Raw genomic sequence first — 25317 nt, 5'->3', positions numbered from 1 at the left:
CACCCGTTCCCATCCCGAACACGGAAGTTAAGCTCAACTGCGCCGATGGTACTGCAATTATGTGGGAGAGTAGGTCGTCGCCAGGCTTTTTTTTTGTCCAAATCATTTTATGGACTTAGGAAAAGCTAATTGATAAAAGTTCTCATGAACTGCTGAAAAAAGATATATAGCGATCCATAAATCGCTATAAACACTCCTTTTATATTAAAAAATAGAATACTATGCTAAATTGAATTTTCATAAGAATTATTGAAGAATATCATTTTAACATTTAGAATACTGAGTATGGGGTATTATTTTCATATCCCTGCCTTGGGAGGTAAAATGGCTGAATCAGACAACAGAGTTCAAATGGTAACATTCCAGCTTGGCGCGGAGCAGTACGGAATCGATATCATGGATATAAAAGAAATCTATGGTAAACAGGATGTCCGGCCTATTCCCAATGCCCCTTCCTATGTTGAAGGAATCTTCAATCTAAGGGGAAATATCATTCCAATTATCAACCTTCACCGTCGTTTTCACATTAAGAAGGCTGAGCTTCAGGAAGAAGATGAACTTCTTAGTGGTTTTGTAATCATCACTCTCGACGGAATGCAGATCGGTATTATTATTGACAAAGTTCTCAGAGTTGTGACGGTTGAAACTGCAACCATACAGCCTCCGCCTCAAATGATATCCGGAATCGGAGCTGAATACATTCAGGGTGTCGTGCATAAAGATGAAGGCTATTTAATCATTCTTGATATAAGAAGGCTTTTTGATCCAGAGGAGCTTAAGCACCTGGCAATTTACAACAGATAGCGGAGTACTATGCTATTACCTGTTTTTAAACCTTATATACGAAGGGCGGATATGGATTCTGTCCTTTCTTGTCTTATATCTGATCAAATTGGTCCGGGACCTGTTGCAGATGAGCTGACTTCGGAATTGTGTAATTACCTCAATCTTGAGTCCGGTTTACTTATCCGGGATTACTATCGGGCTGTCGCATTAGTTCTGGAGCTTCTTGAATTGAAAAGTGGATCCAGAATAATATTATCACCCTTAAGTCCCGGCGTTTACATAGATATTTTTCACGAAAAAGGTATAATCCCCCTTTTTGCTGATGTAGACTCTCATACGGCTTTAATGAATCGCGAAAATGTTGAGAAACACATCGAACAGGGGGCGGATGCCGTGCTACTCTTTTGTCCTTTAGGTTCGGTAGAGGACATGGAATATTATCAGTCTTTAAATGTTCCTGTGATAGAAGATATTTCTGAGAATTTCGGAGCATCTTTTAAAGGGTCCAAGTGCGGATCGTTTTCTACGATTACGATTTTTTCGATGGAACCCGATAAGGTATTGACTTGCGGGGGGGGAGCTGCGGTATTTACTGCTGATTCGTATATCTCTCAGCAGATGGATTCATTGCGAAAATCATATGGCGATGAAATTTTTTTAGCTGATATTAATGCCGCATTGGCAATTGTCCAGTTGAAGAATATAGAAGAGAATTTTCAAAAAAGGGAACGGATTGCAGACATATTCTTATCCTCTCTTAATAAAACGGAACATAAAACATTAACTATTGTGGAAGGTGGAGAAAATGTTCATTTTTCTTTTCCCATAATGCTGAAAAGCGGTATGAAGGAAGCGAAAACGTATCTTATGAAAAAAAATATTGAGCCTCAGCGGGCTTTTGTCAGGACAGCTCTTGAGATAAGCGGGAATGATAGCGGTATTTGTCCTGTTGCATCAGGTTTGATTCTCAGAACATTGTTATTGCCTTTATACCCTTCGCTGGGAAAAAAGAATGTTGAAATGATCTCAAAGGTAATTTCTACTTTACCATGATTCGGAATTATCATTTATGCACAGAATAAAAAACGTACTGATAATAGTTAATAGAAAGAAAAAGGATTCTCTGTCCATTGCCGGTGAGATAAAAACCTACCTTGAAGAAAAGAATATTCAGACCACTTTGCATGAGACGGAAACGCCTATCGGCGATATCGGGGATCTGGAGATAATTGATCTCGCTATCAGTCTTGGTGGGGATGGAACTGTTTTGTATGCATCGAGAATACTGGCTGATTTTTCCATACCTGTTATGCCTATAAATCTAGGAACATTCGGTTTTATTACGGAAGTCTCCTTTTCTGAGTGGAAGAATGCGTTTGAGGAGTATAGTTCCGGTCTTTTAGGCGTTAGCAAACGCGTTATGATTGATGTTTCCGTATTCAGAGACGGGAATCTGTTAAGGCATTTTAAAGGGCTGAATGATGTTGTTGTCAATGCAGACGGTATTGCCAAGCTGCTTAATCTCAATGTGGATATCAATCATGAAAATCTCGGTATATACAGAGCAGACGGTGTCATAATAGCGACTCCAACCGGTTCCACCGCCTATTCAATTGCTGCGGGTGGTCCGATTATGCATCCTGATATGACGTCGATGATTTTAACTCCCATCTGTCCCTTTTCGTTGTCAAACAGACCGATAGTCGTCCCTTCTTCGGATACAATAAAGATCCGGGTGGAAGAGGATCAGAGAGCTAAAGTCATTCTAACAGTTGACGGTCAGTTGACTTTTCCCTTGGAGGAGAAGGATGAGGTGCATATAACCGAATTTAAACGTCGTATTCCTATTGTCAGGTCCGATAAACGATCCTTTTTCGGAGTCGTAAAATCCAAACTTCGATGGTCCGGAGGCAATAATGCTTGAGGAACTAAATGTTAAAAACTTTGCCCTGATCGATGATATAACTGTTTCTTTCAGTGCGGGATTTAATGTCCTTTCCGGTGAAACCGGGGCAGGAAAGTCCATTCTTGTCGGTGCCCTGGGAGTCCTTCTGGGCAAGAAAGCGGATACATCTTTTATACGGAATGGATGTCAGGAAGCTGTTATATCCGGAATCCTGAACGTAAGCGGTCACCGGGAAATTCCCAATTGGATGGCAAAACACGGTATTACCGATGAAGAAGGCACTTTGATAATCCGCAGGACGTTGAAAAGAACCGGACGCGGTTCGATCTATGTGCAATCCGTACCGGTTCTCCGTGCCGATCTGGAAGAACTGACATCATACCTGGTAGATATGCATAGCCAGCATGAGCACCAGTCTCTATTCGTTATTGAAAATCACAGGAAGCTTCTTGACCGTTTTGCCGGTCTGGAAAAGGAAGCTGTTGCCTTTAATGAACTTTTTCAGTCTCTCTCCAGAATGAAAAAAAATATGAAACAGCTTCAGGAGTCCAAGGAAGATCATGTGCTTCTTATTGAAAAGCTGAAAAAGGAAATAGCCGAGATAGAATCAGCCGAACTAGTTTCAGGTGAAGAGGAAGTTCTTGAAAAGGATATAGCCTTACTTTCCAGGAGAGAAGAGGTTTTCAGCTCTATTGAGGCATTCCGGAGTCTGATATCGGAAAACCGGGGCGGAGTTCTCTCCCGCTTAAGGGAAGCCGGATCGACGTTGGACAGTCTGTCAGAGATCGATGATGGTTTATCTCCTCTTCAGAAAAGGCTGGAAAGCAGTTTTTATGAACTGGAGGATATTGTTGATACGCTTAGAACCTATCAGCAGCAGTTTGAAATTAATCCCGAAGAACTGCCCCGTAAAGAAGAGAGGCTCGCTCTGATCAGTTCCTTGGAAAAAAAATACGGAAATACTCTGGATGAGGTCCTTCAAACTTGCGAGGGACATAAACAGAAGCTTTTGGAACTGGAAGATTCGGAGTTCGACATTGATAAACTGAAAAATAAAATTGAAGCTGAAACTGAAAGGCTGAAAGTAGCCGCTCTGGCATTGTCGGAGAAAAGAACTGATGCAGCCGTGAAGCTGCAGAGCAGAATAGAAAGCAATCTTAAAGAACTGGGTATGAGCTCGGCGAGATTTATAGTAGATCTTGATAGACAAAAGAATAAAAGCGGCACGCCTGTTTATGCCCCCTGGGGTATAGATTCAATTGAATTTCTTCTTTCTGCAAATAGCGGAGAACCGGAAAAACCGCTGAGATCAGTTGCTTCGGGAGGGGAAATCTCCCGCGTTATGCTGGCTTTGAAAACTGTACTGGCAGATTCGGATGATGTATCATCACTGGTTTTTGATGAAATCGATACAGGTATTGGAGGAGAAGTCGCTCTTGCAGTCGGGGCTCATATGAGAGATCTTGCACAATATAAGCAGGTATTAAGTATAACTCATCTTGCATCTATTGCTGTATTTGCCGATAATCATATAATAGTGAAGAAAGATTTAATCGATGGCAGAACTGTCACATCTGTTTCCAATCTGGGAAAAGGAGAAAGAGCCGGTGAGATTGCACGGATGTTGTCCGGTGATCGTGACGGTACGGCATCTCTATCTCATGCGGAAGAGATGCTTCGAACATACGGTTCTGTTTAAGGTGTTGTAGATGGCAAGAGTCAGTGAGGAAGCGAAGAGGAAATACTCTGAGAAAATTAAAGTCTATAAAAAGAAAATCGATGATCAGCTTCAGAGTGAACAGCAGATTCTTCAGATGCTCAAAAGTGATGATAAAGGTGCCGGCTACAAGAAACTGATGCTGGCTAATGAGACTCTCAATGTTGTCTCCTACTATCTTTTAATGAATGAATTGTCCCTGGCTCTTCTAGGGATAAAAAATGATGCCTATATAAATGAAGGGCGAAAAGCCTGTTTTAAAGCGCTTATCTATCTCGAGGAAGTATTTTCCGATTACCTCGACGTTCCCTATTCGGAATATGAAGATAAACTGGAGGAGGTCTCCGGATTTTCCGATGATGACCGATTCAACCTTATCCGCAAAATAGGTTTTTCCATTGATGCCATAAACACTGCATTCGGCGAAGGTTCCAAATGGAAGTGGTCCTTTGTCGATATGAACGGAAGGCTCGCTGTAGTCGCAAAAAACTGTATGGACCTAAAGAAGATGGCCGCCGGTATGGATCCCAGGGTCCCCGGTTACCAGACACGGCTAAAACAGCTGAATCTGACGAGAAGGCTCCTTCAGCAATCTGCCGATGATTTTAGAAAAAAATACGAGTTGTCCACCTTTCGAATCGATGATTTTAAAAGGGCTATCGGTTTTCTTGCTTCATTAAAGAGATTATCTATTGTTTTGAAACGGAATAGTGATGTTGAGGCTCTTAAGAAGAAGATCGATATCTGGAAACAAAAAATGGATACGGATCTGAAGCGGATGGAAGACAAGCAGAAAAGGGCCCGTCTCGAAGCCGGCCCTTCTGAAGAATCCTGATTTCTTATTGATCCCTTAATTCATCAAGCGCGTTGTATGGAAACAGTTCCCCAATCGTTGACTCTGTGTAATTCTTGTCGTTTCCTGAAAAGAATATTGGAAAATCGCTTTCTGTGAATTCGCTAATGACCTGACGGCATGCTCCACAGGGGCTTACGGGATAATCAGCATCGGGACAGTGTATTGCCAGTGCTTTAAACTCTTTCTTGCCTTTAGACAGAGCTGTAAAAATGGCGCTTCTTTCGGCACAATTCGTCAGCCCGAATGATCTGTTTTCAATATTCGCACCGGTTATGATTTCTCCATCAGCACAAAGAAGCGCGGCTCCGACTCTGAACTTTGAATAAGGTGAATAGGAGTAATTGGCAGCTTTCTCAGCTTCAGAAAATAAGATATCTTTATTCACAGATGACTCTCCTTTTCTCTGTTTGACAGTTTAACATCTTGTTGATACTATAAAAGCTACTAATAATAAACAATTACGGGTCTATTGTACATGGGAAAAAAAGGCTATTTCGCGACACTTTTCGTATTACTGCTGCTTGTTTTCTTTCTTTTCCCGGCTTCTTCAGGGGAAGAGCGGTTCCTTGTTCCTCAGCAGGTTTTAGATCTCCAAACCCCCGGCAGCCTCGAGTTCAGTCGCAATTCCGGCAGAACATTTGCTTTCTCTCTGGGAAGATATTTCGGATATTTTACAAATGATCTGGATTTGTCCTATGCCGCCTCCAGTGATTTCGGAGTTGCTATTGGAGATGAAGCATTTATTAATTATAGCAAAGTACCCGGGATTCTCGATATTCAGGACAGCCTGGGAGAGGGCCGGGCTATTATTGAAACAACAGGTTACCCTGTCATCGAACAGAACCGGGTTGTCGTTCTTTCCGAGGATTATATCAGCCTTTTTGATCTGGATGGTAACCAGTTCTGGAAAAAGGAAATTCTTTCTTTTGTCACATCTCTTTCGATTATAGATGATCTGGTTCTCATCGGTTTTCTGGACGGATCATGCGAATTGATTTCCGATTCGGGAGAAACTGTTTTAAATTACCGCCCCGGAGGAAGCAGGATTGAAGCCGTTTATTCGGTCGCAGTATCTCCGGACGGTCAGACTATTGCGTTGATTTCCGGTCTTGATCCTCAGAGATTTGTCATTCTGGAAAAGAGGAAAAATGAGTATAAACCGGTTCATCATTTCGAGTTGAACTTTCAGTACAGACGAACTGTTGATATGTTTTTTTCTTCTGACAGCAGCAAGGTCTTTTTTGAGAATCCCCAGGGGATTAATGTCTATAATGTCATGTCCCAGGAGCTTAAAACCATCGGTGGATCCGGAAGACTCGAGAATATTTTCGTTGATGAGGAATCGGGATTCTTTTCTATGATGCTGAAAGAGGAAAATTACGCTGCTTTACGGGTTTTGACTCCGACAAATCGCAGTTTGCTGGAGCGGGATATACCGGGAGAGGATTTTTATTTCCGCAAAGAAGGTGACAATTATTATATCGGTTTTAATTCGAAATTGATGTTCCTGAAGATGGAGAATCTCTGATGCGAAAAGTATTGTCTGTTCTTCTATTTCTTGCAGCTTCGTCTCTTTTTGCATATCAATGGCCAATAGCTGGAGGGTTTTTAACGGCTTCATTCGGTGAAAACAGCAGCGATTCGTTCCTGAAGGGAATTCGTATCTCCGGTCCGGGCAGTATCGTCTCTCCTTTTCTTAAGGGAGAGCTGATCTATTATGGCAATGAAGAGGATCAGCAGGCTCCTGTTCTGGGAAATGTGAAGGTTCTGCATCATGAAAACGGTTTCAGGTCGATTTACGGACATCTCAAACCTTTTTTCGGAGAGCAGAAAGTTTTTCTGGAAGAAAGAGACCAACTCGGTCTTGTCGGCGATTCCGGTCGTACCGATGAGAAAAACCTGTTTTTTATGGTATACGATTCTGAAATGAATCAGTATGTCAATCCTCAGATAATACTTCCGCCGTCAGGAGATTCCGCTCCCCCGCGTATTGAAACCGTCACATTGAAGTCCGATAATAGCCTTATCCTTCTCAGTAAGAGCAACAGGCTTAACGCCGGAAGAGTGCAGGTCTATGTTGACGTTCTCGATTCCGATGGAAATTCTTCCCGGAATATCGATACCGTTCCCTACAGCATCACCATGTTTTATCTGGGTAATGAAATAAATCAGATCAAGTTTGACACACTGAAAGAGGAGAACGGAAAGCTGGTGCTCAGAGGTGGCAATCCTGTTTCGTTTAATGACCTTTACAGCGATGGTTCCCTATATCTGGGAGAGATATATCTCAGTAGCGGAGTCGCCTTTCTCGAGATTAGCGCTTCGGATATTAGCGGTAATAACAGTATCAGTACTTTCCAGCTGAATATAGATTGATGAAAACATTTTCCATAGTTCCTGAAAATAATGAAAAATCCGCAGAGATTCTCTGTCCTGTTTGCGGAGGCGCGAAATTTGATAGCCTGTGGGATTGTGACGGCTTTTCTTTTAAACAATGCCTTTCCTGCGGTTTGTTAATGCAGAATCCACAGCCATTATTCGAAGCTCTCGATAAAAGATATGATGAAGAATATTTCCGGTATGAACAGGAAAATGATCAGATATTTTTTGAACTCATGCTGAAAGGATTGTCTGATATAGGTTTTGATTCTCTCTATTCAGATCGCAAAGATAGTATGAGTTTTCTCGATATTGGCTGTGCGACAGGAGTTCTTGTTCGGCATTTTCAGGATCGGGGATGGATTTCCCGTGGTGTCGAGCTGTGCGGTCCTGCCGCAGAATGGGGATCGCGGGAAAGAAATATAGAAATTTTCAGCGGCACAGTCGAACAGGCTTCATTCGAGGACAATTCTTTTGATGTCGTTCATTGTTCTCATTTGATTGAACACCTTAACGACCCCTCGGCGTTTCTCGATGAAGTGTTCCGTATTCTCAAACCGGGAGGGCGGTTTATTTGCACGACACCCAATGCGTCGGGCTTACAGGCCCGTCTGTTCAAATCTAAGTGGCGTTCCGCTATTGCAGATCATATGTTCCTTTTTTCTGTTAAAACACTCTCCGGACTTTTAAGAGAAAAGTCATTTACAGTCGAGACAGTTAAAACCTGGGGCGGGCTCGGAAGAGGCTATGGTCCTGTATTATTAAAATCCATTCTCGATTATCTCGCTAAGAAACTGAATTTTGGAGATGTAATGATAATTTCATCACAAAAAAGATGAACATCTTCTTTTTTCAATGAAGCGGCGGTCTGTCTACCCCCTTGACTCATACCCCTGATTTTAACTAGGATAACATATTGAATAAAGTTAAACTGAGTTTGTTGAGGTCTGTATGACGAAAGAACGTTTGCAGTCGCTTTCTTATAAATCACTTCTGGAAATCGCAGAAAGAGACCATCTGGCTTACGACGAGGGAATAGAAAAAGAAGAGTTAATCGCTCTTGTTCTCGATTCGCTCGAAGAGGAGAGGCTGGATAGAGAAAGGCTGAATAATCTTGCAGTAAGAATTGAAGCCACTAAATACAATGTGTCACTTGATGAAGAATTCGACTTCAGCTCCGCTGAGGAGATCAATCTGCCTGAACGATACAATGAAACCAAGATAATGCTTATGCTGAGAGAACCGACTTGGGGTTTTGTGTATTGGGATTTGAAATTCGATACTGTCAAGGAACTGGAGAATGACCCTTCATTTCAAGGTCTTTTTCTGAGAATGGTGGAACTCCCCGAAGCTGTTTACTCCAAAGATGATATCCTCGATTACTTTGATATTCCCGTCAATCTTACCGACAGACGGCGATATATCAAATTCCCCACGGAGGATTCCTTTTATACAATCGAGCTTTTTTCCATTCACAATGAAGAGGAGAAGCTTATAATACGGTCCAATTTTATTGAGACTTCCCGGAATTATATCCTTCCTTCCAGGAATGCCGAAATGAACAACAGCGATGAGCTTGTGAGGCTATCAGGTTTTTCTTCGGAATTCGGAGCTGCAGTTCCTGTGGCATCCTATATAAAAATACCTCAGCGAATTTTACCTTTAGATGCTGAAATCTCTGAAGAGGATTATTAATGATCGATAGTTATACAGATAAAAAAGGTTTGATTTCCATGGTTCTCCATGCTCATCTGCCCTTTGTAAGACACCCCGAATACGAAAGTTTTCTTGAAGAAAGCTGGCTGTTTGAGGCTCTGTCCGAAACCTATCTGCCTCTGCTGAGAGTATTTCGTTCTCTTGAAAAAGATTCCGTTCCCTTTCGAATGGTCATGTCGATTTCACCCACCCTGGCTTCTATGCTCAAAGATGATTTTCTTCAGGAGCGTTACATCGCCCATTTGAATAAAATGCTTGAACTGGCGGAAAAGGAAGTAGAGTTTACAAAGACCAATGAACCGGAATCACATGAACTGGCTCTGATGTACAGAGAGCTTTTCGCCAGAAATCTGAAAGATTATACAGAGGTATATGACAGAAATCTGATAAGGGAGTTTTCCTATTTTCATAAGAAAGGCAACCTGGAGTTGATGACGACAACAGCAACCCATGCCTTTTTGCCCTGTTTCCGTGAATATCCCGAGATGATAAAAGCCCAGATTCTTACTGCGGTTGAATCGCACGACAGAATCTTCGGCGTCATGCCTGATGGGCTCTGGCTTCCGGAGTGCGGTTATTTTCCCGGTTTGGAAGAGTTTATCAAGCCGTTCGGCCTGAGATATTTCGTCTCATCTTCCCATGGAATCCTCTATGCTGACGATAGACCGGAGTACGGCGTCTACGGACCTCTGAGTTGTCCCAACGGTGTACATGTCTTCGGCAGGGATAAAGCCTCTTCACGGGCTGTCTGGAGTACTGAAGACGGCTATCCCGGGAATGAAGTTTACAGAGATTTTTATAGAGACATCGGTTTTGACCGGCCGAGGGATTACATCGATCCCTATACGAACGCTGGAAACCGTGTAAATACAGGTTTTAAATATTATGCTATTACTGACAAGGAAGATCTTGGCAACAAGAAATTCTACGATATCTCCGTAGCTGAGAAACAGGTTCTAGCCGATGCCGGTGATTTTGTACAGAAACGGGTCGAGCAGGTCGAAGTCCTGTCCGGGCTGATGGATCGCAAACCTGTAATCCTCTGTCCCTATGACGCCGAACTTTTCGGGCACTGGTGGTTTGAAGGCCCCCGCTTTATCGAAGAGGTTTTCAGGGGGATTGCAAAAACAGAACTCGTGGCAGCTACACCTCTCGATTATCTTGAAATGTATCCTCACAATCAGAAAGCCACGCCGGCTTTTTCCAGTTGGGGCGATAAAGGATACGGCCAGGTGTGGATTGACGGATCTAATGACTGGATCTACCGGCATCTTCATAAAGTTATCGAAAGGATGATGGAGCTTGTTGAGCGTTACCCCGATGAATCCGGATTGAAAGAGAGAGCGCTGAATCAGGCAGCGAGAGAGGTCCTTCTCTCTCAGGCTTCTGACTGGCCTTTTATAATGAAGACCGGAACAACAGTTCCCTATGCTGTGAAACGGGTGAAAACCCATATTCATAACTTTAATTTTATATATGATTCTCTTTGCAGGAATGTGGTTAAAACCGAATGGTTGACCAAGCTGGAAAAGCGGAACAATCTTTTCCCCGGAATCAATTACCGGATGTTCGGGAAGGAATATTTATAGAAAGCGGGCCCGGCCCGCTTTTTTTTTGCTTTTTTTCCGGCACTTAAGTCTTTTTTTTACTTCACTGTGGAAAATTTCACTAATCTCACAATTAAGGCATACATGCGTATAGTGTATTCGCTCGAATTTTCATAATGGCTTCTTAGAATCTCTTTTCATTGTTGACAATGGAATTTACGAATCTTAATATGGTAATATTAGTGGGATAAAGTGGTAAATTGTAGGTATTTGTGGAAATTAGTGGTTTAAGTGGACAATTTAACAGTACTCTGGATGAAAAAGGGAGAATCCTGTTGCCTTCGAAGCTGAGAGAACAGCTGGGAGGGTGCTCTTTGGTTTTAACCCGCGGAGTCGATAAATGTCTCTGGCTTTTTCCCGGAGAAGAGTGGAGTAAAGTCTCAAAGATTTTACTGGAAAATTCCTCTCTGTTCCGTGCCCGTTCCCAAATGATTCAAAGACGCCTTCTGGCTCCGGCAACCGACCTGGCTGTCGATAAGAACGGTCGGATAAATATACCGTCATCGCTGCAGAAATCGGCTGGTCTGGTGCGGGATTGCATCTTCATCGGTCTCGATGATCATGTGGAGATCTGGGATGAGGAACTTTATCTCGAATTTGAAGAGAAATGCGAGCTTGATATCAAGGATGCCTGGGAAGAGCTGGGCAGCCTCGGGGATTTGGGCTGATTATGGATATTGTTCATTATTCGGTTCTGAAAGAGGAAGTCTGTGATTATCTGAAGCCCGATAAACCCGGCCAGCTTTTTATAGATGGAACCATGGGAGAGGGTGGACACTCTGAGATGTTCCTTTCCCGCTTTGATGATTTGAAGGTTATCGGTCTGGATGCGGACCGTGAGATACAGCAGATAGCTATGAAAAGACTGGAACCTTTCGGAGATCGGGTCGGTTTCAGGCACACATGGTTTAATGAATATTTTCGGGAATATCCCGAAGAGGAAAAACCGGACCGGATCCTTCTCGATCTGGGTATTTCCGTTTTTCACTATGAGAAAAGCGGCGCCGGGTTTTCTTTTTCCCGCGATGAGAAGCTGGATATGAGGCTGAACCGTGAAGCGGGGCTGTCGGCTGAAGACGTTGTCAATGATTTTGATGAGAAAGAGCTGGCTGATCTGATTTATGAACTCGGTGAAGAGCGCTTGTCCCGAAGAATTGCCGCCGCTATCTGCCGGGAGAGGAAACAGAATCGTATAACTTCTTCGCTGCAGCTGGCGGAGTTGATCAAGGGTGCCGTTCCCTCTTCATATCGGCACGGAAGAATCCATCCGGCGACCAGAACTTTTCAGGCGATCAGAATCGCCGTAAATTCCGAACTGGACAGGCTTGCTGATGTGATGATGGAAGCTCTGGATGTTCTTAAGGTCGGCGGAAGGCTGGGGATCATTACTTTTCATTCTCTTGAAGACAGAGCTGTTAAGCTTTTTTTCAGGGAAATGGGAAAGAAATGTGTTTGTCCGCCCGAACTGCCCCGGTGCGAGTGCGGCGGAAAACCGGTTGTCGATGTGTTGACGCGCAAACCTGTTGTTCCGACCGAGGAAGAGATCAGGATGAACGCTCCGTCGAGAAGTGCCAAGTTAAGGGTCGTTGAGAAGCTGCGTGAAGTCGGTGAGAGGAGAGGTGTTCAGTGAAAAGGCTTCACTTTATCACGGCTATGGCTGCTGTTGTGCTGGCTGTGGGTATGCTCTTTCTCAATGTCTGGCAGTCCTTCCGGTATAACCGGATAGTGGATGAAGTCGCGGCCCTGGAAATGGAGCAGAAACGGCTTCTCGAGCAGAATAAAAGATTAATCGCCGGGACGGCTGTTTTGAGTTCGCCCGGAAGAATAGATGAAATAGCAAAGGATGAATTGGGATTGGAGAAACAGGACCCGACAGATATAATCCGGATCGAACTTCCGGAGGAGCGTCCTTAGTGGACAGAATATTATTTACAGCTGAAAAGATCAGCGAGGTCCTGGGGCAATCCTGGGTAGGATCCCCCGTAGAAGGGGTGGAGAATGTACAAATTGATTCCAGAAAGTGCGGGAGGGGCACTTTATTTGTTCCGCTGAAGGGAGAGCGCACCGACGGCCATCTGTATTTAAAAGATATTGCCGGCGCCGGTACGAAACTCTCTCTGGTGGATCATAAGTGGTATTCGGAGAACCGCGGTCTGGTGGAGGAGCTTGTCAGCCAAAGGGACATGGCTTTTCTGCCGGTTGCGGGGACTCTGGAGGCTATGCAGCAGCTTGCTGTGTATCACATGAGTCTTTTTCCCGATTTGACTGTCGTGGGGATTACGGGCAGCAACGGGAAAACGACGACGAAAGAGATACTGGGAGCTATACTCTCTGAATTTGCGGAGACTGTGGTGAATGAGGGGAACCTCAATTCCGACATCGGACTGCCTTTATCGGTTTTCCGGGTGGAGGAGAGGCATGAAATCGCTGTCTTTGAAATGGGGATGAACCGGGAAGGTGAAATGGATCTTCTCGCGTCCATCGTCAAACCCGATTATGCGGTCATTACCAATATCGGCACGGCTCATATCGGAATGCTGGGCAGCCGGGATGCTATCGCGCAGGCGAAAAAACAGATTTTCTCCTGCTTTGACGGTAAACAGACTGCCATCATACCTGCTGATGATTCCTACAGTGATTTTCTCGCTGAAGGTATCAAGGGGCGTGTGGTTTTTTATGGCCCGGAAGTTTCCGGGCCGGTAAGACTTGTATCCGGCTTTTCCATCGAAGGCTGTGATCTCGAGATAGAAGGCCGCCCCTGCCATTTCAGCCTGCCCGGCGAGCATAATCTGGCCAATGTCAGGGCCGCCGTTGCTGCAGCTGTTGAGATGGGCGTTGATTCCGCTCTGATAGCCCGGGGAATCGACAGCATGAAGCCTCTGTTCGGCAGAGGCGAGTTGATCAAGGGTGATATCACCGTTTTGAGGGATTGCTACAATGCCAATCCCGATTCGACGGAACAGTCGCTTAAGTTACTCCGGTTCTGGGAAAACCGTTCCGTTGCTGTTCTCGGTGATATGCTCGAGCTGGGAGATGCCAGCAGGGAAGAACACCGCCGTATCGGGGGAATTGCGGCGGAAAGCGGGGCCGAGGCTCTGTTTCTTTTCGGCAAAGAGATGGAAGAGGCTTTCGAGGCCGTCCGGACATCAGGGTATCCCGGATATTCGTTCTGGACAATTCAATACGAAGAGCTGGAAGCCGCTGTGAAAGAATATGTGAAGAAGGGTGACCTTGTTCTGCTTAAGGGATCGAGGGGCGTCGCTCTGGAAAGACTGACGCCGCTGCTGACCTGATACTTATTTAAAAACAACAGTGCCGCCGGGGAAAATGCGGCGCGAAAAAATGGGAGGAAGACATGTTCAAAGCCTTATTTTACCCTTTGGTAAAATATTTTTCTTTTTTTAATATCTTTCAATACACAACTTTCAGGGCGGCCTATGCCGCTGTAACGGCTTTGCTTATCGCTTTCCTTTTCGGTCCGGCTGTGATCAAGATGCTGACCAGGCTGAAGCTCGGGCAGGAAGTCCGGCAGGACGGTCCCGAGACGCATCTTTCCAAAGCGGGAACGCCGACTATGGGCGGCCTTCTGATAATTATCTCCGTTGTCATTTCGGTTCTGCTCTGGCAGGACCTTTCGCAGTTTTATACTTGGGTTCTGCTGATTACTATTGTCGGTTTCGGAGGAATCGGTTTTATTGATGATTATCTGAAGATTTCCCGGAAGAGTTCCGACGGGCTGCAGTCCCGTTTTAAGTTTTTCGGCCAGATCGCCGTAGCGCTCCTGGTCGTTCTTCTGCTCTATTACAACCGGAATGATCATACGACGCTGCTCTATGTTCCCTTTTTGAAAAATCCCCTGTTCGATATGTCTTATTTTTATATCCCCTTCGGCGTATTGACTATTGTGTCTTTTTCCAATGCTGTAAATCTGACCGACGGACTGGACGGACTCGCCACCGGGCTCTTTCTTATGGCGACTATCGCATTCACGCTGATTGCCTATCTGACCGGGCATGCTGTTTTTGCCGATTATCTCCAGATCCCTTTTCTGAAAGGTTCGAGCGAGGTCGTTATCCTCTGCATGGCTCTTCTGGGAGCCAGCGTCGGTTTTCTCTGGTTCAACTGCCATCCCTCGGAGATTTTTATGGGCGATACGGGCAGTCTGGCTCTGGGAGCCGTAATGGGAGCTCTGGCGCTTGTGCTGAAAAAAGAAATACTGACAATTATAATCGGCGGCGTTTTTGTTATGGAAACTCTGTCGGTCATAATTCAGGTGGTTCATTTCAAAAGAACAGGGAAGAGGGTTTTCAAGATGGCTCCTCTCCATCATCACTTCGAGCTCATAGGCTGGGCCGAAGGTAAAGTTGTCACAAGGTTGTGGATTGTCGGCGGGATGTTTGCCATTATCGCCCTGTCCACATTGAAAATAAGGTAGGGTATGAGCGGGTACTCCATTCAGGGCCGACAGGTGGTCAATAACAGTTTTTCTGCTCAGAAAATCAATGAGCCGGCATTTGATGCCGTTTTTCTCATATTAATTGTCCTGCTGTCGGGAATGGGGCTCACTGCGCTCTTTTCATCATCCTATCATTTCGGAGAAGCCGTTTTCGACTCTCCCTTTTATTTTGTCGTAAAGCAGTTGGTCTGGCTGTCCCTGGGGACGGGTGGAGCGGTTGTGGCTTCGCGGATACCTCTGGATTTTCTCAAGAATTATATTCCGGCCATTATGTTTGTTTCCATCGGAATAAACCTGCTCCTTTATGTTCCCGGCCTGGGGTTTGAGTCGGGCGGAGCGAAGCGGTGGCTCGAGCTGGGCGGCGTAACTTTTCAGCCGTCGGAGCTGATCCGCCTTTCTTTAGTTCTCTACATCGCTAAAATGCTGGAGAAGAACAAAGGGCGGATGAAGGATCTCAGTAAGGCGATCGTGCCTCAGCTGCTTGTTATTGTCGTCTCGACTCTGGTGGTCTATTCCCAGAATGATTTCTCTTCTGCCGCACTTATTTTCGCCGTGGCATTTCTTATGCTTATCATGGGCGGGATGAGTCCCGTATTCATTCTGATTATGGGAGCTATCGGATCTCTGGCTGCTTACATCATGCTGAAATCAAAACCCTACAGGATAAACAGGGTTCTCTCCTGGCTGAATCCCGAATCGGATCCTTCCGGAGCCGGATACCAGGTCCTGACGGCCAGAAAAGCTTTGCAGGCCGGCGGTCTCTGGGGCAAAGGAGCGGGGCAGAGCACAATGAAGCTCGGCGCTCTGCCTCAGGCCCATTCCGACTTCGTCTTCGCGATTATCGGTGAGGAAGCGGGATTCATCGGGATTCTGACTGTTTTCATACTCTTCGGACTTTTTGCCTGGAAAGGATACTCCATCGCTTTGAAGGCCGATAACGACTTTAAAAAGTATGCGGCTTTCGGACTCACTTCAGCGGTGTATTTTCAAGCCATGACCAATATCGCCGTCGTCTGCGGCTTTATTCCCGCGACGGGTATACCGCTGCCTCTTTTTTCGGCGGGCGGTTCCACATCTCTCATCACTCTTATTATCTTCGGGCTCCTTCTCAATATTTCGAGAAGGTCTCCGGATAAGTCGGGAGGTGAGGCGTGATTGTACTGAATTCCAATGAAAGGGAAAGAATCAGAGGTCTGCTCAGAACGCTGATTATCCTTCTGATTGTCATTCTGGGGGCACAGCTTGTGTTCAAAATCGCTGTTGTACCCAATATCGTTCTGAAAAAAATAAAAGTTGAGAGCGATATTGAATTGAGCGACAGCGAAATCCGCTCTATCGCCGGGATCGAGACCGGCCATTATTACTATAACCTTGATACGGAAAATATTAGAGATAGACTGGAACATTATCCGCCGATCAGAAAAGCGTCAGTGGAAAAGATTTTTCCCGATAAGCTTCAGCTTTACCTTTTCGGAAGAAAAGCGGTGGCACAGTCCGTTCTGAATATCAATGAAAAATCGGTTCCCGTAGCCATAGACGGTGAGGGGGTCGTTTTCGAGAAAGGTGAGGATATGGATAACTGGGATCTTCCGGTTATTTCCGGCATCAACTTCTCATCGGTTCAGCTCGGCGATGGATTTCCTGTCCCTCTTCTTCCGCTTCTGGAGGATCTGGAGAATCTGAGGGACGGAGATAAGGCCCTCTACGATCTGATTTCAGAGATCCGGGTGGAAAAGCGGGGAGAGCAGGGATACGATCTTATATTGTTTCTTTATAATTATCCGCTGAAAGCCAGAACCGGCCGGAAACTGGACAGCGATGTTCTGAAAAATATAATTATGGTCTTCGATGTCCTGAAACAGCAGAAGCTGACGGAGAAAATCGGAGAAGTGGACTTCAGGTCCAAAGAGATCATTTATCGACTCAGGGAGGAAGTGTAGATTGACTTCAGATGATATTATTGTGGCCCTTGATATGGGGACCAGCAAAATCTGCGCTCTTATTGCGGAATTTGATGAAGAGGGTGATCTCACTGTCGCCGGCGTGGGTACCGCCGAGTCGAAAGGACTGAGGCGCGGTGTCGTCATCAATATAGAAGCGGCCATGAAAGCTGTCGAGGAAGCCATCGATATGGCGGAACAGCAGGCGGGCCGGACGGTGGAAACCGTATTGGCGGGAATCGCCGGAGGGAATATCGAGGGAATCAATTCCCGCGGTGTGGTGGCTGTTACCGGCAAGGGCCGGGAGATCAACCGCAATGACGTGGAGCGGGTTATTGAAGCCGCGAAAGCCATTGTTATGCCAATGGACCGGGAAGTCCTCCATGTGATCCCCCAGGAATATATTGTTGATGATCAGCCGGGGATAAAGAATCCGGTTGATATGATAGGGGTCCGCCTCGAAGCGGAAGTGCACATCATTACTTCAACAGTTTCAGCATCGAAAAACATTATCAAATGCATTAACAGAAGCGGTTACAAGGTCGATGAGATCGTTCTTGAATCAATAGGGGCCTCTTCATCCGTATTATCTAAAGATGAGAGAGACCTGGGAACGCTTTTTATCGATATCGGGAACGGGACGACAGATCTTCTGGTTCATCTGGGAGGCGCCCCGTATTACACCGGCGTTCTTCCCGTGGGAGCCCGGGAGGTGACCAACGATCTGGCTATCATGCTCAATATTCCTTTCGAGGAGGCTGAGAAGATCAAGTTGCAGGCGGGATGCTGCTGGGAGGAACTGATCGACAGAAATGAATCAGTGATTATTCCCGGCATCGGGGGAAGGCCGCCTGTATCGGTTCCGGAAATGCGAATCTGCCGGATTTTACAGCCCAGAATGACCGAATTGTTCATGCTTGTGAAAAAGCAGCTGGACGACAAGGGATATCTTAAGCGGTTGGGCGGCGGTGTCGTTATCACCGGAGGAGGCTCTCAGCTTCCCGGAGTGGCCGAACTGGCGCAGGAAGTTTTCAGGATGCCGGCGAGAATCGGTTATCCGCGACAAATAAAGGGGTTGGAAGAGCGGTACCGCAGCCCCGAATATTCGACTGTGACGGGACTTCTGCTCCACAGAGCCCGGCAGGTGGAAGAAGAGGGGCTCGTTGTCGATACCGGCCCCCGGAGCAGCGGAGCCGCAGAGATACTCAGGAGATTAGGCTCCTGGTTTAAAGAGTTTATTTAGGAATTATTAAGTGATTATCCTTAATGGGAGGGGATATGGATATTGAATTAGTTGAATCGAAAAACAGTGCCGGAACGGTTATCAAGGTAATCGGAACGGGTGGCGGAGGAAGCAACGCGGTCAACCGGATGATCGAATGCGAACTCAAGGACGTCCATTTTATCGCCTGTAACACGGATCAGCAGGCGCTGAACAAATCAAAAGCTGACGTGCGTGTTCCTCTTGGATCGAAACTGACAAATGGCCTCGGTGCGGGCGGTAAGCCTGAAATCGGTGAGAAAGCCGCCGAAGAGGACCGCGAGAACATCAAAAAGCTCCTTGAGGGCTCCGATATGGTGTTCGTCACCGCCGGGATGGGCGGGGGAACCGGAACAGGTTCTGCTGCGGTTATCGCTTCGGTCGCCAAGGAAGTGGGAGCCCTGACAGTGGCTGTCGTGACTAAGCCATTCGGTTTTGAAGGGAAAAAGAAGATGGCTCTTGCCGAGGAGGGGATCGCCAAGCTCCACGAGCATGTGGATACGCTGATCACCATTCCCAACGAACATCTTCTGAAAATTGTCGATAAGAGAACACCGATCCGTCAGGCTTTTCTGAAAGCCGATGATGTGCTGAGGATGGGAGTGCAGGGAATTTCCGATCTCATCACTCTCCACGGTGATATCAATATAGACTTCGCCGATGTGAAGACGGTTATGGAAGGCCAGGGCGATGCTCTGATGGGAATCGGTTTCGGTCAGGGGGACAACAGGGCCGTCGATGCGGCGACAAGTGCTATTAATAACCCCCTGTTGGAAGATGCTTCCATCGAAGGGGCGAGAGGGCTTCTTGTCAACGTTACGGGTGGAGCGGATTTCTCTCTTTCCGAGTATAACGAGGTTATGGAGATCATCAGCTCCAACATCGATCCCGATGCCATCATAATCGCCGGAACGACTATCGACGAGACTCTTGATGATGAATTGAAAGTAACGGTTATCGCTACGGGATTTTCCCACGGCGCCGTGGAGGAGGAAGTGGAGACCATGCCGGCCACCACAATGGATTCCGATAAGAACGAAATCCTCTCTTTCAAGGACTGGGAAGCTTTGAGCACGGGCAACGATTTGTCGGAAACGAAAAAGAAGCCGGTTGATTTCCTTTTTGGTCATGATGACCCCCTCGGCGATGATCTGTATGTTCCCACGATTATGAGGGATAGAACCAAATTGATCGGAGGGAAGAGAAACTGAAAATGACAGGGGATCAGTGGACCGAAAGGGCATTCGAAGATTATTTGAATATTGAACTCCGCATGGCCGCCAACACGGTGGAAACCTATATGCGCGAAGTGAGAGAATTCATTCTCTGGCTGGCTCAGGAAGGATTCCGTGCGGCACAAATCAGCGCCGAAGAAGTTTCGGGCTATATCATATTCAGACAGTCTGTCGATTCCTCTTTGTCGGCGCGGACTGTTTCCCGTATCATCAGCACTCTCAAATCCTATTTCGAGTTCATCATCCAGTCTGGACAGAGAAAGGACAATCCGGTCCGGCTTATCGATATGCCGCGGCTGGCGCGGCACCTTCCCGAAGTCATGACGATTGAAGAGGTCGATCTCTTTCTTCAGGAGATTGATTGTACCTCTGTGTCGGGATTGAGGGACAGGGCGCTTTTCGAATTGATTTATTCCTGCGGGCTGCGGGTTTCCGAAGCCGTGGGGCTCGAAGTGTCCGATCTCTATTTTGAAGAGGGGCTCATCAAGGTTACAGGCAAGGGAAGCAAGGAAAGACTTGTTCCCCTGGGGGAAAATGCCGAATACTGGCTCAAACTTTATCTGGAAGAAGGCCGTCCCGGTTTTATCAAACCCGGCAAAGTGACGGGAGCGCTGTTCCTCAATCGCCTGGGAAACGGTCTTTCGAGGAAAGGGATGTGGAAGAGGTTCCGAGAAACGGCGGAAAGGGCCGGTGTGTCCGGGAAAATCCACACACTGCGGCACTCTTTTGCCACCCATCTTCTCCAGGGCGGCGCCGATTTGAGGAGCGTCCAGGAACTCCTCGGCCATTCGGATATAAGCACGACCCAGATTTATACGCATCTGGACAACAGCGATCTTCAGACCGCACACCGGGAATATCATCCTAGAGGATAGAATATGATGAAAGGACGAAAAGTAAAACGGACAATGACAGGCAGTCTCATGCTTCTTTTAACTCTGATTCTTATCATGTTTTCGTCCTGTAATCAGACCGATACCGATTTGCTTCAGAGAATGGCGGCCATGGAGAACGGAGCGGATCCGGAAACTGTTCTGGAAGGTGATGAAAACTACGCAAAGCTGAAGAAGGATATTGCCGTATTCCGGAAGATACTCGATGAAAAGGTCGATGCCGCGGAGAAGCTCGGAACATATTACAAGCTGATCGGTCTGAAATATGTGGACTACGGCATGTACGGCCTGGGGCTGGAGGCTTTTCAGGAAGCTCTGGCTATCTACCCGGAAAACCCCAATGTTCTCTACTACGCCGGTTTGTGTTCCGCCCGTCTCTATAAGACCGAAGGCTCTGTTGTGAAATCGGGACAGTACCTCGATCAGGCTGTCCGCTATTACGAAGCCTCCCTGGCTGTGAATAACCGCTTTTCCTCTCCCATGTACGGACTGGCGGTGCTCTATGTTTACGAATTGAATATGCCCGAACTGGCGATCCCGCTGCTGGAAATGTACAACACAATCCAGAAAAGCAGTATAGACGGTAGGTTCCTTCTCGCGGCGGCCCATTACGCTGCGGGAGATGAAGATGAAGCCGTCGATCTGTACAATGACATCATCGATAAAACTGATGATCCGATTCTTCAGGAAGCAGCGAGGAATAACCGGAATGAGATTTTGAGAGGAGGCAGTAATGAGTAGCGATCTTCTCTGGAAACTGGCGGTCCAGCGGATTTCTTTTCTGAAAACCGATGAGAAGCGGAAAGTTCTGGCCTATTGCATCAATTCGGGCCGGATGCCGGAACGCAAGACTCTTGTCGATTTGATAAGAAGGGATTTCCGGTCGTCCTATAAAAAAGAATCCATACTTCATGAGGCTGAAAACGACCTGTCTCTGATGATCAAACAGGGGATATTCACCCTTTCCGTTGATGATGAAGCTTATCCGGAAAAACTCCGTTCCATACACAATCCTCCCTTTCTTCTATACGGGAGGGGGGAAACTCTTCTGTCCGATGTCCTGAATATTTCCGTTGTGGGTACCAGAAAAGCGACAGGTCTGGCTATGGAAAAAGCCTTTGCCCTTTCTTTTCATCTGGCCCGGTCCGGGGCTGCTGTCACATCCGGTCTGGCTTCGGGTACCGACAGTGCGGCACACAGTGGCGCATTGGCGGGAAAAGGGTACACTCTCGCAGTTTTCGGATGCGGTATCGACAGGATTTATCCCTCATCGAGTAAAGATCTTGCAGCCAGGATCCTCGATGAAGGAGGAACTTTATTGAGTGAATATCCTCCGGGAATCCCGCCAGTCCGCTATAATTTCCCCGAAAGGAACCGCATTGTCAGCGCCTTGAGCGAAGCTCTGGTCGTCGTGGAATCGCCAGCCCGGTCCGGAGCTCTGATAACGGCAGATTTCGCTCTGGAGCAGGGGCGGGACGTCTTTGTCCTCAACGCAGCCTCTCCGTCACCTTCAGCCGGAGAGGGAACGAACTCCCTGATCGAGGACGGGGCGGTTGTCGTGGAATCCGCTGATGATGTCCTGAGAGAGTTGTCCTACAGTGTAAAAAGCAGAGACCGATCGCCTGTTCTCTTATCCCATAGCGGCAGCCGCGCCACGGGGCGCTTTCTCGCTGACCGGTTCCGGGCTGAACTGGAAGAACGGGAAATTTCCAGAGAAGGAGTGTACTACAGCTTATGATGGAAGAGTATCTGAAGTATCTGGAAAATGTGAGAAAACTCTCGGACGCTACTTTGACTTCCTACAGGAAAGATCTCTCTGTCTGGTTCGATTATCTCGAGGAATGGGAGATAGACGGAAGTGATGTGGATAAGAACGTAGCCCGGTCATTCATCGGACAACTGTCGCGCGATGGGCTGGCATCATCTTCCATCAATAGAAAGATATCTTCTCTTAAAGGTTATTATGATTTCCTTATCAAGCGGAAGATCAGTCCGTACAATCCTTTCGCGGGGATAAAATCGATGAAGCTGCACCGGACCCTTCCGGTCCATCTTTCGGACCGTGAGATCACACAGCTAATCGAGATGACCGATGATGATTTCTCCGGAACCCGCGACCGACTACTCTTCGAACTTCTCTATTCGACGGGCTGCCGTGTGAGTGAGATCTGCAATATGAAATGCCACGATTTGCTGAACAGTCACCCCGTCGTTCGCGGAAAAGGGGGAAAAGACCGATGGGTTTTTGTGGGAAGGGAAGCCCGGAAAGCTCTTTCCGACTATCTTCCGCTGAGAAAAGAGCGGGCCAGGGACAATAAAAATGACAGTCTCATCCTCGACGCGGCGGGAATTCCCATCACGGCGCGGGGAATATATTATATTATAGAGAAATACACGCTTAAAGCCGGATTCCCCAAGAAAGTGACACCCCATACATTCAGACACAGTTTCGCCACGGGACTGGTCAATGAAGGGGCGGATATCAGAGTCGTTCAGGAGCTGTTGGGTCATGCCAGCATTTCCACGACCCAGATCTATACACACACGGGAATCGAAAGGCTGAAACAGGTTTACCGCAGTTCTCATCCCCACGGGAGGAACGGCGGATCCAAAGCGGAAAAAGAGGTGATAACCTATGAAAATTGAAGGAACAACCATACTGGCCGTAAGGAAAAACGGCCAGGTCGCCATAGCGGGAGACGGACAGGTCACAATGGGAGAGTCGGTCATCATGAAAGGCAATGCCAGAAAAGTGCGGACCCTTCTGGGCGGAAAAGTCCTGACGGGATTTGCCGGCTCGACAGCCGATGCCTTTACCCTGATGGAACGGTTTGAAGCCAAGCTGAAGGAGTTCGGCGGAGATTTGACCAGAGCAGCCGTCGAACTGGCTAAAGACTGGCGGACAGACAGGGCTTTGAGAAAGCTCGAAGCGATGCTTCTCGTCGCCGACAGGGAGAAGACATTCGTTTTGTCCGGTACAGGAGATGTTATAGAGCCTGAGAAAGGCGCCATAGCCATCGGTTCCGGCGGAATGTACGCCTATTCGGCTGCTCTGGCTTATCTGGACGGCTCGGAACTGACCGCCAGGGAGATTGCTGAGCGGTCTCTGGGTATCGCAGGTGATATCTGCGTCTTTACCAATAAAAATATTATTGTGGAGGAATTAGCTTAATGAAAATCGATCTGGATAAACTGACACCCAGAGAAATTACAGCTGAGCTTGATAAATATATAATCGGACAGGAAAACGCGAAAAAATCCGTTGCCATCGCCTTGAGAAACCGGCTGAGACGGTCCCGGCTTCCCGATGATATCAAGGATGAAGTGGCGCCGAAAAACATCATTATGATCGGACCGACCGGTGTAGGGAAGACAGAAATCGCCCGCAGGCTGTCCAAGCTGTCTGGTGCTCCTTTTCTTAAAGTGGAAGCCACCAAATTCACGGAAGTGGGATATGTGGGGCGGGACGTCGAGTCTATGGTTCGCGATCTTACAGCCTCTGCGGTCGCCATGGTGAAAACGGAACTGCAGGAAGGGGTTCAGGAGGAAGCGGAGAAAGCGGCCGAGGAAGCTCTGCTGGATATACTGCTTCCCGCCTCGAAAAAAGTGGAACCCCAGAAGCCCGGATTCAACACATCGGGAGGGGAAGAGCCTCTGGTCATTACTGACGACAACTCGACAAGAGAAAAATTCCGGCAGATGCTGAGGGATGGGAAACTCGATGACCGTCCGGTGGAAGTATCGGTCAGCAAACAGAAAGGCATGCCGTCTATCGAAATCTTTTCGGGCAACAACTTCGAGGAGATGGATTTCAATATGGGGTCTCTCTCCAATCTTTTTGGCGGGGGAAAGAAGAAAAAGAAAGTCACAGTAAAAAAAGCGAGGGAAATCCTCCTGGCCGAACATCAGGAAAAACTGGTCGATTCTGAAAACGCTGCCGACATGGCCCGGGAGAGGGTGCAGAATATGGGGATCATCTTTATCGATGAGATCGATAAAATCGCCACCAGACAGAACCGCGCCGGAGGGCAGGATGTTTCCCGGGAAGGTGTTCAGAGAGATATTCTCCCCATTGTCGAGGGAAGTAAGGTGAACACCAAGTACGGAATCATCGACACGTCCCATATCCTTTTTATTGCCGCCGGTGCCTTTTCAATGAGCAAGCCCTCGGATCTTATTCCTGAGCTTCAGGGCCGTTTCCCTCTGAGAGTGGAGCTTCAGGATCTGAACAAAGAGGCTTTCAAGACCATACTGACCGTGCCGAAAAATGCTTTAACCAAGCAATATGTGGAACTGCTGAAAACCGAAGATGTCCACCTGGATTTCCGGGAGGACGCCATAGACAAGCTGGCGGAAATAGCCGAGGAGGTCAATCAGCGTACCGAGAACATAGGAGCCAGAAGGCTGCACACTATCATGGAACTGCTGCTGGAGGAAGTTTCCTTTAACGCGCCGGACCTGAAGGGGCAGACGATAACCATTACGGCTGATTATGTGGATGAAAAATTGAAGGATATTGTAGAGGACAGGGATCTGAGCAGATATATTCTCTAAAAACACTAATA

Annotated in this window: 26 protein-coding genes and 1 rRNA gene; 26 read left to right on the top strand and 1 reads right to left on the bottom strand. The window is 47.0% G+C overall.

Annotation, left to right across the window (positions count from 1 at the left end; all coding sequences use genetic code 11):
• From rrf to HNR50_RS18165, 6 genes are all read left to right on the top strand, one after another.
• Window positions 1-86: ribosomal RNA gene (gene rrf, locus HNR50_RS18190) — 5S ribosomal RNA — on the top strand; the annotation flags it as partial.
• 238 nt (window positions 87-324) lie between these two features.
• The gene (locus tag HNR50_RS18185; RefSeq protein ID WP_184748219.1) at window positions 325-804 is read left to right on the top strand and encodes a chemotaxis protein CheW; all 480 of its coding nucleotides are present in this window, start codon (window positions 325-327) and stop codon (window positions 802-804) included.
• A gap of 9 nt (window positions 805-813) precedes the next feature.
• Window positions 814-1839 carry a DegT/DnrJ/EryC1/StrS family aminotransferase gene (locus tag HNR50_RS18180; protein WP_281389139.1) on the top strand — a complete coding sequence of 342 codons (1026 nt, stop codon included), beginning with the start codon at window positions 814-816 and terminating at the stop codon, window positions 1837-1839.
• Window positions 1840-1855: 16 nt separating this feature from the next.
• Window positions 1856-2710 carry an NAD(+)/NADH kinase gene (locus HNR50_RS18175; RefSeq protein WP_184748217.1) on the top strand — a complete coding sequence of 285 codons (855 nt, stop codon included), beginning with the start codon at window positions 1856-1858 and terminating at the stop codon, window positions 2708-2710.
• Window positions 2703-4391 carry a DNA repair protein RecN gene (gene recN, locus HNR50_RS18170; RefSeq protein WP_184748216.1) on the top strand — a complete coding sequence of 563 codons (1689 nt, stop codon included), beginning with the start codon at window positions 2703-2705 and terminating at the stop codon, window positions 4389-4391. The genes HNR50_RS18175 and recN overlap by 8 nt, the downstream gene beginning before the upstream one ends.
• 10 nt (window positions 4392-4401) lie before the next feature.
• Window positions 4402-5244 (top strand): hypothetical protein, encoded by an 843-nt coding sequence (locus tag HNR50_RS18165; RefSeq protein WP_184748215.1) that lies wholly within the window; start codon window positions 4402-4404, stop codon window positions 5242-5244.
• 4 nt (window positions 5245-5248) lie between these two features.
• On the opposite strand, the gene cdd is transcribed toward HNR50_RS18165, so the two are convergent.
• Window positions 5249-5650 carry a cytidine deaminase gene (cdd, locus tag HNR50_RS18160; RefSeq protein ID WP_184748214.1) on the bottom strand — a complete coding sequence of 134 codons (402 nt, stop codon included), beginning with the start codon at window positions 5648-5650 and terminating at the stop codon, window positions 5249-5251.
• 90 nt (window positions 5651-5740) lie between these two features.
• Between cdd and HNR50_RS18155 the strand changes: the two genes are divergently transcribed.
• The 20 genes from HNR50_RS18155 to hslU all read left to right on the top strand — a co-directional run bounded on the left by HNR50_RS18155 (window position 5741) and on the right by hslU (window position 25306).
• Entirely contained in the window at window positions 5741-6793 is a 1053-nt protein-coding gene (locus HNR50_RS18155) for a hypothetical protein (protein ID WP_184748213.1), read from the top strand.
• Window positions 6793-7641, top strand: a complete 849-nt coding sequence (locus HNR50_RS18150; RefSeq protein WP_184748212.1) for a peptidoglycan DD-metalloendopeptidase family protein — start codon at window positions 6793-6795, stop codon at window positions 7639-7641. Before HNR50_RS18155 ends, HNR50_RS18150 begins: the two co-directional genes overlap by 1 nt.
• Entirely contained in the window at window positions 7641-8483 is an 843-nt protein-coding gene (locus tag HNR50_RS18145; RefSeq protein ID WP_184748211.1) for a class I SAM-dependent methyltransferase, read from the top strand. Before HNR50_RS18150 ends, HNR50_RS18145 begins: the two co-directional genes overlap by 1 nt.
• 112 nt (window positions 8484-8595) lie before the next feature.
• Entirely contained in the window at window positions 8596-9339 is a 744-nt protein-coding gene (locus tag HNR50_RS18140) for a DUF4912 domain-containing protein (RefSeq protein WP_184748210.1), read from the top strand.
• Complete coding sequence (locus HNR50_RS18135) at window positions 9339-10949, top strand: glycoside hydrolase family 57 protein (protein WP_184748209.1); 1611 nt, start codon at window positions 9339-9341, stop codon at window positions 10947-10949. Before HNR50_RS18140 ends, HNR50_RS18135 begins: the two co-directional genes overlap by 1 nt.
• Window positions 10950-11179: 230 nt before the next feature.
• Window positions 11180-11635 (top strand): division/cell wall cluster transcriptional repressor MraZ, encoded by a 456-nt coding sequence (gene mraZ, locus HNR50_RS18130; protein ID WP_343060235.1) that lies wholly within the window; start codon window positions 11180-11182, stop codon window positions 11633-11635.
• Window positions 11636-11637: 2 nt separating this feature from the next.
• Window positions 11638-12597, top strand: a complete 960-nt coding sequence (gene rsmH / locus HNR50_RS18125) for a 16S rRNA (cytosine(1402)-N(4))-methyltransferase RsmH (protein WP_184748208.1) — start codon at window positions 11638-11640, stop codon at window positions 12595-12597.
• Window positions 12594-12881: a cell division protein FtsL gene (gene ftsL, locus HNR50_RS18120; RefSeq protein WP_343060233.1), complete on the top strand. Its 288-nt coding sequence runs from the start codon at window positions 12594-12596 to the stop codon at window positions 12879-12881. The genes rsmH and ftsL overlap by 4 nt, the downstream gene beginning before the upstream one ends.
• A complete protein-coding gene (locus HNR50_RS18115) occupies window positions 12881-14260 on the top strand; it encodes a UDP-N-acetylmuramoyl-tripeptide--D-alanyl-D-alanine ligase (protein WP_184748207.1) in 1380 nt (459 codons plus the stop codon). Before ftsL ends, HNR50_RS18115 begins: the two co-directional genes overlap by 1 nt.
• 62 nt (window positions 14261-14322) lie before the next feature.
• Entirely contained in the window at window positions 14323-15402 is a 1080-nt protein-coding gene (gene mraY, locus HNR50_RS18110) for a phospho-N-acetylmuramoyl-pentapeptide-transferase (RefSeq protein ID WP_184748206.1), read from the top strand.
• Window positions 15403-15405: 3 nt separating this feature from the next.
• The gene (gene ftsW, locus HNR50_RS18105) at window positions 15406-16578 is read left to right on the top strand and encodes a putative lipid II flippase FtsW (protein ID WP_184748205.1); all 1173 of its coding nucleotides are present in this window, start codon (window positions 15406-15408) and stop codon (window positions 16576-16578) included.
• The gene (locus HNR50_RS18100; protein ID WP_184748204.1) at window positions 16575-17363 is read left to right on the top strand and encodes an FtsQ-type POTRA domain-containing protein; all 789 of its coding nucleotides are present in this window, start codon (window positions 16575-16577) and stop codon (window positions 17361-17363) included. Before ftsW ends, HNR50_RS18100 begins: the two co-directional genes overlap by 4 nt.
• A gap of 1 nt (window position 17364) precedes the next feature.
• On the top strand, window positions 17365-18606 hold the full coding sequence (ftsA, locus tag HNR50_RS18095; protein WP_184748203.1) for a cell division protein FtsA: 1242 nt from the start codon (window positions 17365-17367) through the stop codon (window positions 18604-18606).
• A gap of 35 nt (window positions 18607-18641) precedes the next feature.
• Complete coding sequence (ftsZ, locus tag HNR50_RS18090; RefSeq protein ID WP_184748202.1) at window positions 18642-19835, top strand: cell division protein FtsZ; 1194 nt, start codon at window positions 18642-18644, stop codon at window positions 19833-19835.
• A 2-nt stretch (window positions 19836-19837) separates the two neighbouring features.
• Window positions 19838-20734: a site-specific tyrosine recombinase gene (locus tag HNR50_RS18085; protein ID WP_184748201.1), complete on the top strand. Its 897-nt coding sequence runs from the start codon at window positions 19838-19840 to the stop codon at window positions 20732-20734.
• A 3-nt stretch (window positions 20735-20737) separates the two neighbouring features.
• Window positions 20738-21493 (top strand): tetratricopeptide repeat protein, encoded by a 756-nt coding sequence (locus HNR50_RS18080; protein WP_184748200.1) that lies wholly within the window; start codon window positions 20738-20740, stop codon window positions 21491-21493.
• A complete protein-coding gene (dprA, locus tag HNR50_RS18075; RefSeq protein ID WP_184748199.1) occupies window positions 21486-22490 on the top strand; it encodes a DNA-processing protein DprA in 1005 nt (334 codons plus the stop codon). Before HNR50_RS18080 ends, dprA begins: the two co-directional genes overlap by 8 nt.
• Window positions 22487-23398: a site-specific tyrosine recombinase/integron integrase gene (xerA, locus tag HNR50_RS18070; protein ID WP_184748198.1), complete on the top strand. Its 912-nt coding sequence runs from the start codon at window positions 22487-22489 to the stop codon at window positions 23396-23398. The genes dprA and xerA overlap by 4 nt, the downstream gene beginning before the upstream one ends.
• Complete coding sequence (gene hslV, locus HNR50_RS18065) at window positions 23388-23924, top strand: ATP-dependent protease subunit HslV (RefSeq protein ID WP_184748197.1); 537 nt, start codon at window positions 23388-23390, stop codon at window positions 23922-23924. The genes xerA and hslV overlap by 11 nt, the downstream gene beginning before the upstream one ends.
• Window positions 23924-25306: an ATP-dependent protease ATPase subunit HslU gene (gene hslU / locus HNR50_RS18060; protein WP_184748196.1), complete on the top strand. Its 1383-nt coding sequence runs from the start codon at window positions 23924-23926 to the stop codon at window positions 25304-25306. Before hslV ends, hslU begins: the two co-directional genes overlap by 1 nt.
• Window positions 25307-25317 lie beyond the last annotated feature (11 nt).

The sequence above is a fragment of the Spirochaeta isovalerica genome (assembly GCF_014207565.1).
GTDB classification, from domain to species: domain Bacteria; phylum Spirochaetota; class Spirochaetia; order DSM-2461; family DSM-2461; genus Spirochaeta_F; species Spirochaeta_F isovalerica.
The sequence above is the reverse complement of the archived record's forward strand: the minus strand, read 5'-3'. Positions and strand labels throughout refer to the sequence as shown.